We start from the raw sequence: 5,337 nt of genomic DNA, 5'->3' as shown, positions 1-5,337 counted from the left end.
GGCGGCTTCCGTGCGGGGAGCGGGGAGAACGGAATTCCCGGTCTGGGTCCTGCCGGGGGACAGGGTGTTCGTGCGGTGGGGCTGGAACATTTGATGCACCATAGCGGGCGCCTCTGCCTGAGTAAATTCTCGATCGGAATGGCGGTAGCGGCGCTGCTACCCCGGAATGCATGTGTCATGCCACTGCCCGTTCCGTGATGCTATGGGCAGTCATATAAGGGTTGAACGGGGCATATCGGCAGACGGGTTGACGTCTGTGCAGGTTTTTTGATGATCGTTTGTGTGGCAAGTGCATGTGCGGGGAAATAGTTTGGGGGAAATTCACTCGAACGTGCCGTGCAATTGCGAGATTGTCCTCATCCGAAGTGATCAGAAGTGATCGCGATGTCCTGCGTCACAGGTGTGCGACCCCGGCGCGCGGGGAAGGGGTGTCCCGCGGGGTCACGGTGTCGGTGGCAGGTGGCACGATGGACGTCGCGGGGGTGCGGCTGCGTTGCTCCCCCGGAACGGTGAGGCGTCAGACCGAGGATGTGATCCCCAGTGGCCATCTCCCTGTCCGTGGTGCTGTTGTTGGCGATCATCATGATCGTCCTGATAAGGGGCAAGACGCTCAAGGTCGGTCCGGCCATCGTCGCCGCGCTCTTCGGCTTCTTCCTTGCCTCCACGGGCATGGCGCCGGCGATCAACAAGTTCCTCGACTCGTTGGCGGACACCATCAACCAGATAAACCTCTGAGCGGTCCCCGTCACATGTCACAGGTCACCCGTCACCCGGCGCGGTGGCCGCGCCGGGTGACGGGGAGTCAGGTGACGGCCGGTGTGCGGTCCTCGGCCGTCCCGATGATGCGGCGCAGTGCGGCGGCCCGCTCCTGCGGGCCCCGGGCGGACAGCAGCGCCGCCAGTACGGCGATGCGGGCCTGCCCCGCGCGCAGCGTCCCGGCCAGCACACCGCCGGCCGCGACGAGGTCCACCGCGCCGCCCCCGGTGTACATCGGCGCCACCGGCCCGGCCGCCACCCGGGTGCTCACGGCGACCAGCACCCCGGCGTCGACCGCGCGGCGGACCGCCGCCACGAAATCGGGCGTCGCGTTGCCCGCGCCGGTGCCGACCAGCACGATGCCCTGGGCCCCCGCACCCAGCGCGGCTTCGAAGAGCACGGGGTCGGCGTCCACGTGGTGCATGACGACGTCGACGCGCGGTGCCGTGACGTGTGCGTCCGGCAGCGGCAGCGCCGCGGCACGCGGCCGCGGGGCGCCCCAGGCGATCTCGCCGAACTTCACCCGTCCCAGCGGCCGGCCCGAGGGGTCGGCGAAGGCCTGGACGTCCAGGGTGTGCGCCTTGACCGTGCCCCGGGCGGCGTGCACGAAGCCGCCGAAGGCGATGACCACGCCGATGTCCTCGCCGGTCGCGGCGGTCAGCAGCGCGTCGTAGAGGTTGCCCGCCGCGTCCCCGTCCACGGCGTCCAGCGGGAGTTGGGCGCCGGTGAGGACCACCGGGCGCCGGTCGCCGTGGTGGAGGTCCAGGAGGAAGGAGGACTCCTCCATGGTGTCGGTGCCGTGGGTCACCACGACGCCGTCCACGCCCGGGTCCGCCAGCACCTCGTGGACCGTCCGCAGCAGTTCCAGCTGGTGGGCGGAGGTCAGCCGCGAGCTGTTCACCGTGAACAGGTCGCGCACCGTCACCTCGACGCCCTCGGGGACCGCGCCCGCCGCCAGCACCTCGTGGCCGGCGGCCTCGGCCGCGTACCCGGCCCCCTGCCACCGGCTGGCGATCGTGCCGCCGGTGCCGATCACGACGATGTGCTTCACGTGTCCCTCACTCGCGTGTTCGCCTGACTCCTCCGTGGCAAGGATATGCGGTGAACCCCGGCACCGGATTGCCAATCAGCCCGCGTAGATCGGCCAGGCGTGGTATCTATCGCCCCCATGGACGCCATCGACAGAAGAATCTTGCGCGAGCTCCAGGCCGACGGCCGGCTCACCAACCAGGAACTGGCCGCCCGCGTCGGCCTCACCCCCTCCCCGTGCCTGCGCAGGGTGCGCCAGCTGGAGGAGGACGGGGTGATCCAGAGCTACCGGGCCGTCGTGGACCCGGCCGCCGTCGGCCGCGGCTTCGAGGTCTTCGCCTCCGTCGAGGTACGGCGGGACCGCGAGTCCGTCGCCGCCTTCGAGGAGCAGGTGCAGGCCATCCCCGACATCGTCGAGGCCTACCGGCTCTACGGCGCGCCCGGCTGCCTGCTGCGGATCGCCGTGGCCGACAGCGACGCCTACGAGCGCTTCTGGACCGAGAAGCTGATCGCCCTGCCGGGCGTGAGCGAGGTGAACTCGCAGATGATCATGAAGCGGATCAAGGGCCCGCAGGGCGTGCCGGTCGGCTAGGGCCAGCGTTCGCCGGGGTCCGGGTTCAATGGGCCGGTGGACTACCAGCGTTTCCTCGAGCAGGCCATGGCCGCGGCCCTTCCGGAGCTCGGCCGCGGCAAGGTCGCCGACTACATCCCCGCCCTCGCGGCCGCCGACGCCGGCGCCTTCGGCATGGCCCTGGCCACCGTCGGGGGCGAGGTCCACGGCGTCGGGGACTTCGCCGAGCCGTTCTCCGTCCAGAGCGTCTCCAAGCTCTTCACGCTCGCCCTGGCGCTCCACCACGGCGGCGACGCCCTGTGGCGCCGCGTCGGCCGCGAGCCCTCCGGCAACCCCTTCAACTCGCTCATCCAGCTGGAGACCGAGCAGGGCATCCCGCGCAATCCCTTCATCAACGCCGGAGCCCTGGTCGTCACCGACGCCCTGCTGACCCTCACCGGCGACGCCTCGGGCGCCGTACGCGAACTGCTGCGCGCCGAGTCGGGCAACCCTGCCCTCGCCACCGCCCCCGCCGTCGCCGCCTCCGAGGCCGCCCACGGCCACCGGAACGCCGCCCTGGCGCACTTCCTCGCGCACTTCGGCAACCTGCACAACCCCGTGGACACCGTCCTGGAGCACTACTACGCCCACTGCGCCCTCGAGGCCTCCTGCCGCGACCTCGCCCTCGCGGGCGGCTTCCTCGCCCGGCCCGGACTGCGCGCCGACGGCAGCCGGCTGCTGTCCCGCACCGACGCCAAACGCCTCAACGCCGTGCTGCTCACCTGCGGCACCTACGACGCCGCGGGGGAGTTCGCCTACCGCGTGGGCCTGCCCGGCAAGAGCGGCGTCGGCGGGGCCATCCTCGCCGTCCTCCCGGGCCGGGGCGCCCTGTGCGCCTGGAGCCCCGGCCTCGACCCGGCCGGCAACTCCGTCGGCGCCATGGCGGCCCTCGACGCGTTCACCACCGCCACCGGGCTGTCGGTGTTCTAGACGGAGCCCGGGGCGCGTCCCAGCGCGTCCCGCACCGCCTCCTCGGAGCGCGCGACCACCGCCGTGCCGTCCTCGGCGGTGATGATGGGGCGCTGGATCAGCCGCGGGTGCGCCGCCAGCGCCCCGATCCAGCGGTCCCGCTCACCCGGCTCGCGCGGCCACTCCTTCAGTCCCAGTTCCTTCGCCTCGGCCTCCTGGGTCCGCACGATGTCCCACGGCTCCAGCCCGAGCCGCTCCAGCACCGCCCGGATCTCGTCCGCGTCGGGCGGATCCTCCAGGTAGCGCCGCACGGTGTACTGCGCGCCCTCCTCGTCCAGCAGGTGCAGCGCGGAGCGGCACTTCGAGCACGCGGGGTTGATCCAGATCTCCATGCCGCCAATGTAGTGAGACGCTCAGCGGCCGTCGCGCCCGTCGTCGCGCAGTCTGCGCCAGATGCGGGTGCGGTGGAGCACGTAGACGGCGACCGACAGGACGAGCGCCTGCAGTCCCACGGCGAGCAGCCAGAAGACGACCTTGCTCTCCAACTCGTCGGTCATGTACGTGAAGTTCATGCCGAAGAAGCCGGTCAGGAAGGTCAGCGGAAGGAAGATCGTCGACACGATGGCCAACCGGTTGATCACACCGTTCTGCTCGCCGGACACCAGGGAGGAGTAGCTGGCGAACGCCCGCCGGGCGGCGTCCTGGAGCGACTCGATGCTGGAGAGCACCATCCGCGCGGCCCGCTGGTACGACGTGGCCAGCCGCTGCCGCTCCTCCGGGAAGCTGCCGCTCATCATCCGCCGGGTGATGGTCTCGTCGGTCGCCTGCAGGTACGGCAGCAGGGAGTGGTGCAGCAGCGCCGCGCGCCGCCGCAGCTGCGCCAGCCGGTACACCTGCTGCGGGTTCCGGCTCTCGAACATCTCGTCCTCGAGGTCCTCCACCTGCAGCAGCGCTTCCACGGCGGACTTGCGGAAGGTCTCCAGGGCGTCCTCCAGCAGCAGGAAGAGCGCGGCGGTGGTGTCCGCGGGCCGTTCGTGCGGCAGCCGGGTGACGAACCGCCCGACGACCGTGTTCGGACCCCGGTGGACCGTGACCAGGTACCGCCCGGTCACGAAGACGTGGAGGTGGGCGACCTCGTCGTCCTCGATGACCGGTACGACGAACCGGGCGTTGTCCCCGTGGAACTCCGCCCGCGCGCTCTCGCCCTCCCTGCCCAGCCACGCCAGGTCCTCGGCCTCCAGGCCGAGTTCGTGGGCGATCGGCGCCTCGTCGGGCCGTCCTTCCCCGGGCACCTCGATGTCCACGAGCAGGAAGCGCGACGCCGCGAGCCGCTCCCGCGCCTCCGACACGGCGGCGCGGGCGACGGTGCCCTCGGGCATCGACACCACCGTAACGATCATCGTTTCTCACCGTGGATCACCGGCACACCACCCAGCCTGCGCAGACTCCGGCGTCCACGCATGCGGAGGTGCCCGGTCCAGGGGATCCGCGTACCGGCGGGCCGTCTTTTAACCAGCCCCCGGTCGCATGTCAAGCCCCGAAATGCAGCGACGTGACGCGGGCGGAACGCCGGGGCTTACTGGAGTCAAGAGGTCGCGCAATACCGACCGAAAGGAACCACCGGGACATTCCCCCCGGTGCCGGAATACCCGAAAAGGGGTCATCCGGAATCCCCGCCCCGCATCGCTTGAGGAGAACTGTCATGTCCCGCACCCGCAAGATCGTCATGCTGACCGCCGCCACCACCCTCGCCGCCGGTGGCGCCCTGCTCCCGACCAGCGCGTTCGCGGCCGCCCCCGCCCACGTCAGCGCCGTCCAGGCGGCACCCCAGCAGCACAGCCTTCACGTCGCTGACGGCGGCGGGGTGAACAACAACATCCCCCTCTTCAACAACACCGGTGGCTTCTTCGGGGGCCAGGTGAACAACAACATCCCGGTCTTCAACAACGGCGGCGGTGGTTTCTTCGGGGGTGGGGTGAACAACAACATCCCGGTCTTCAACAACGGGGGTGGCGGTTTCTTCGGGGGTGGGG

7 protein-coding genes are annotated in these 5,337 nt (G+C 70.7%); 4 read left to right on the top strand and 3 right to left on the bottom strand.

The annotated features are described in order from the left end of the window. Positions 1-540: 540 nt before the first annotated feature. Positions 541-735 (top strand): hypothetical protein, encoded by a 195-nt coding sequence (locus tag PV350_RS44245; protein WP_361795409.1) that lies wholly within the window; start codon positions 541-543, stop codon positions 733-735. Positions 736-802: 67 nt separating this feature from the next. On the opposite strand, the gene PV350_RS44240 is transcribed toward PV350_RS44245, so the two are convergent. Then, positions 803-1,807, bottom strand: coding sequence for an asparaginase (locus PV350_RS44240; protein ID WP_500339023.1), 1,005 nt, complete (start codon positions 1,805-1,807; stop codon positions 803-805). 117 nt (positions 1,808-1,924) lie between these two features. Between PV350_RS44240 and PV350_RS44235 the strand changes: the two genes are divergently transcribed. Continuing rightward, entirely contained in the window at positions 1,925-2,377 is a 453-nt protein-coding gene (locus PV350_RS44235) for an Lrp/AsnC family transcriptional regulator (protein ID WP_499511894.1), read from the top strand. Positions 2,378-2,413: 36 nt separating this feature from the next. Beyond that, positions 2,414-3,325 (top strand): glutaminase, encoded by a 912-nt coding sequence (locus PV350_RS44230; RefSeq protein ID WP_499511893.1) that lies wholly within the window; start codon positions 2,414-2,416, stop codon positions 3,323-3,325. Here PV350_RS44230 and PV350_RS44225 read toward each other — a convergent pair. Next, positions 3,322-3,696, bottom strand: coding sequence for an arsenate reductase family protein (locus PV350_RS44225; RefSeq protein WP_500339022.1), 375 nt, complete (start codon positions 3,694-3,696; stop codon positions 3,322-3,324). The genes PV350_RS44230 and PV350_RS44225 overlap by 4 nt on opposite strands. A gap of 21 nt (positions 3,697-3,717) precedes the next feature. Further along, on the bottom strand, positions 3,718-4,704 hold the full coding sequence (locus tag PV350_RS44220; RefSeq protein ID WP_500339021.1) for a magnesium transporter CorA family protein: 987 nt from the start codon (positions 4,702-4,704) through the stop codon (positions 3,718-3,720). 302 nt (positions 4,705-5,006) lie between these two features. On the opposite strand from PV350_RS44220, the gene PV350_RS44215 reads away from it, so the two are divergent. Continuing rightward, a partial coding sequence (locus PV350_RS44215) for a hypothetical protein (protein ID WP_500339020.1) occupies positions 5,007-5,337 on the top strand: 331 nt, incomplete at its 3' end.

Origin of the sequence: Streptomyces sp. PA03-6a, assembly GCF_033792765.1 — a bacterium.
Lineage (GTDB): Bacteria > Actinomycetota > Actinomycetes > Streptomycetales > Streptomycetaceae > Actinacidiphila.
The sequence above is the reverse complement of the archived record's forward strand: the minus strand, read 5'-3'. Positions and strand labels throughout refer to the sequence as shown.

What these genes read in the sequence shown, in the direction of transcription:
- PV350_RS44225 (WP_500339022.1), bottom strand. Translation starts at nt 3,696, where the DNA reads ATGGAGATCTGGATCAACCCCGCGTGCTCGAAGTGCCGCTCCGCGCTG.
- PV350_RS44220 (WP_500339021.1), bottom strand. Translation starts at nt 4,704, where the DNA reads ATGATCGTTACGGTGGTGTCGATGCCCGAGGGCACCGTCGCCCGCGCC.
- PV350_RS44235 (WP_499511894.1), top strand. Translation starts at nt 1,925, where the DNA reads ATGGACGCCATCGACAGAAGAATCTTGCGCGAGCTCCAGGCCGACGGC.